The organism is Parvibaculum sp. (genome assembly GCF_049672805.1).
Classification (GTDB): Bacteria; Pseudomonadota; Alphaproteobacteria; order Parvibaculales; family Parvibaculaceae; genus Parvibaculum.
Genome location: NZ_JBATWS010000401.1, coordinates 1 through 2,265 on the forward strand (window position 1 = coordinate 1; position 2,265 = coordinate 2,265).

General features: G+C 61.9%; 3 protein-coding genes. All 3 read left to right on the forward strand.

Features of this window, described 5'->3' with window-relative positions:
• Positions 1-1,249 (forward strand): methylmalonyl-CoA mutase family protein (locus tag WBF74_RS12520; RefSeq protein WP_424440405.1); only part of this gene is annotated, 1,249 nt, incomplete at its 5' end.
• 118 nt (positions 1,250-1,367) lie between these two features.
• Positions 1,368-1,667 (forward strand): hypothetical protein, encoded by a 300-nt coding sequence (locus tag WBF74_RS12525; protein ID WP_424440408.1) that lies wholly within the window; start codon positions 1,368-1,370, stop codon positions 1,665-1,667.
• The coding region (locus WBF74_RS12530; RefSeq protein ID WP_424440411.1) for a hypothetical protein at positions 1,664-2,265 on the forward strand (602 nt) is incomplete at its 3' end. The genes WBF74_RS12525 and WBF74_RS12530, both read left to right, overlap by 4 nt.

The following is a 2,265-nucleotide window of genomic DNA, read 5'->3' on the forward strand; positions in this document are numbered from 1 at the left end:
CCGCTATGGTGTGGAAGACGCGAAGCTTCGCCGGTTCCGCTATGGCGTGCAGGTGAACTCGCTCGGCCTGACCGAGCAGCAGCCGGAAAACAACGTCTATCGCATTCTGCTTGAGATGCTGGCCGTCACCCTGTCGAAGGGCGCGCGCGCGCGGGCCGTGCAATTGCCTGCATGGAACGAGGCGCTTGGCCTGCCACGCCCCTGGGATCAGCAATGGTCGCTCCGCGCGCAGCAGATCCTCGCCTATGAAAGCGACCTTCTCGAATATGAGGACATCTTCGACGGCTCGAAGGTGATGGATGCGAAAGTGGAGGCGCTGAAGGCGGAAGCGCGTGAGGAGCTTCAGCGCATTGAGGAAATGGGCGGCGCAGTGGCCGCTGTCGAGAGCGCCTATATGAAGGAGCGGCTCGTCGAAGCAAATTCGAAGCGGCTTGAAGAAATCGAAGCCGGACGGCAGATCGTTGTCGGCGTGAACAAATATGAGGAATCCGCACCCTCACCGCTCTCGACGGGGGCCGGCTCCATCCATGTCGTCGATCAGGGTGTCGAGGCGGAGCAGATTGCGGCGCTGAAGAAGTGGCGCGAGACGCGCGATAATAAGGCGGTGGAAGCAGCCCTTGCCGATCTGCGGGCTGCCGCGAAGGAAGGCCGCAACATCATGGAGCCGTCGATTGCCTGTGCGAAAGCGGGCGTCACCACGGGCGAATGGGGTGCGGCGCTGCGCAACATCTATGGCGAGTATCGCGCACCGACCGGCGTGTCCCATGCCGCGCGCAATGCGCCGGGCGATCTCGACCGCGTGCGCGAGATGGTGAATGCCGTTTCGGCGAAGCTTGGCCGCCGTCTCAAATTCCTTGTGGGCAAGCCGGGCCTTGATGGCCACTCCAATGGTGCCGAGCAGATTGCGGTTCGCGCGCGTGATAGCGGCATGGATGTGGTCTATGAAGGCATCCGGTTGACGCCGGAACAGATCGTGACGGCAGCGCGGGACGGCGACGTGCATGTTGTCGGCCTGTCGATCCTCTCCGGCAGCCATGTCTCGCTGGTTGAGGAAGTGATGGCGCGGATGCGCGAGGCGGGGCTTGCGCATATTCCGGTCGTGGTCGGCGGCATCATTCCGTCGGACGACGAGGAAAAGCTCCGCACCGCCGGCGTTGCCGCGATCTATACGCCCAAGGATTTCCAGATCAATGACATCATGATCGAGCTGGTCCGCCTCGTGGACTACAATACGGATGAGGCGGCGTGAAAGCTGTGTGAAACAGGCATCACATTCTCGCCATATTCCCATAATGTTTCTGCCGTATTGGCGTCCTTCAATGGCACAGTCAAAGACATCTGTTCCGGTGATCAGGAGGGGCTGACGGATGAGCAACGGGTTTGATGCCGCTGGCGGGCAAGGCGAGAAGGCTGCCCAGTCGGACAAGAGCCACACGGCGTTCGCCTATGGCCGCAATGCGGAGCCGCTTCCCGAACTTCACGTCTTTTCGCGGCTTTCCGAGCTTGATGCGGCCTATGCAGCCGAGCTTGCGAAAAAGCGCGCGCGGCAGGAAACGCTGGAGCGCGAGATTGTCGAGCTTGCGAGAAGGCTCGCAACGCCGCTTGAAGGCGCCGCCGAAGATGCGCCGAAGCGCAAGGGTATCTTCCGCAGGAAGGTGGCGTCATGAGCCGCACCGCCTCCCTGATCCCCGACGACATGCGCGCGCAGATCAACCGCAACTATGTTGCGAGCGAGCGGCAGGCGCGGTTTGCAGGTTTCTATTTCATGGCGTTCGCCGCTGTGGGCCTGATCGCCCTCGGCGCGCTTGTCGTCGACTACATGATCGTCAGCGAATTCTGGACGCGCGCGCTCGCCAATGAGTTCCTTGAACTTCCCGGTGCGCTTGGTTCGTCCGTCGCGTTCAAGTCGATGCAGGTTCTGTTTGCGACGGTTGCCGCGCATATTCTCTATGAGCAGCTTGGGCCCATGGGGAAGGCGCTCTTTGTCCGCATCGTATTTGTTCTCGCGCTCACCATGCTGCTTGGTGTTGGCCTTCTGCTCGCGCTGATGTCGCTGCCGAACGGCCTTGCCGCGACGAGCGATGGCAGTGTCGGCTCATCGCTTGGCAATGCGCTGGCGGGTCTTGGTATCTCGACCGAGGCGACACAGGAGACGGCGCGCACGGCAAGCGAGATTGACCAGATGCGTGACTGGCAGCCCGTGGCCTGGCTTGCCTCGCTCGGTATCGTGTTTCTTGTCGTGACGGGCGTTGCGGAGCTCTGCAT

What these genes read in the sequence shown, in the direction of transcription:
- WBF74_RS12525 (WP_424440408.1), top strand. Translation starts at nt 1,368, where the DNA reads ATGAGCAACGGGTTTGATGCCGCTGGCGGGCAAGGCGAGAAGGCTGCC.